Source organism: Bacillus sp. C28GYM-DRY-1, assembly GCF_030519405.1.
GTDB lineage: Bacteria > Bacillota > Bacilli > Bacillales > Bacillaceae > Bacillus > Bacillus spizizenii_A.
Genome location: NZ_JAUMKF010000047.1, coordinates 1 through 787, shown reverse-complemented (window position 1 = coordinate 787; position 787 = coordinate 1). Strand labels below are relative to the sequence as shown.

Here is a 787-nt window from a genome sequence, read left to right as displayed (position 1 = left end):
TATTGACTACTACAATCAAAAACGAATAAAGGCAAAACTAAAAGGCATGAGTCCGGTACAATACCGAACTCATGCCTCAAGAACTGCCTAATGAAAACCCGTGTCTAACTTTAGGGGGTCACTTCATAATAGGGGAGGTTTTTTATTATGAAGAAAAAAGCCATCACCCCAAAGGGACTGACCCCATAAGATGAGACAAATAAAAAACACCTTCAAGTTTGAAAAAGGATGATTGTTATCCGACATTAGACTTGGAGGTGTTTTTTCTATGGGGACAAGAGTGAGTTATCCGCTTGAAGTGAAACAGAAGGCTGTAGACATGAGATTGGCAGGCGTACCTATGAAAGAGATCATGCAGGAGTTGAATATCAAAAATAATACGCAGATTAAGACATGGGTCAGATGGTATAAGGCTGGTGATACACATCGATTCGAACAGCCTGTTGGAAAGCAATACACTTACGGAAAAGGTCCGGAGTATTCTTCTGAATTAGAGAAACTGCAGGCAGAGAATCGTTATCTGCGACAACAGAATGAAGTGTTAAAAAAGTACAACGAATTGGAAAGGAAGTTGATAGCAAAACGTCAGTCGAACTTGTAGAAATATTGCACAGCACAATGACCGTGCAGGATATCTGTATTCATTTAGGTATCTCTCGGGCGTCTTATTATCGTTGGAAGAAGAATCTGACGAAAGATCATTCCAAGCACCATTTGGAAAAACAAATCGGCACGTTGTGCCGAGAGCACAAGTATCGGTATGGATATCGAAAAATCACAGCCATAC

At 40.4% G+C, this 787-nt stretch carries 1 protein-coding gene and 1 pseudogene; both read left to right on the top strand.

Features of this window, described 5'->3' with window-relative positions; translation table 11 throughout:
* The coding region (locus Q3W56_RS20530; RefSeq protein ID WP_302896688.1) for an IS3 family transposase at positions 1 to 91 on the top strand (91 nt) is incomplete at its 5' end.
* Positions 92 to 268: 177 nt separating this feature from the next.
* Positions 269 to 787: pseudogene (locus Q3W56_RS20525) on the top strand (helix-turn-helix domain-containing protein); the annotation flags it as partial.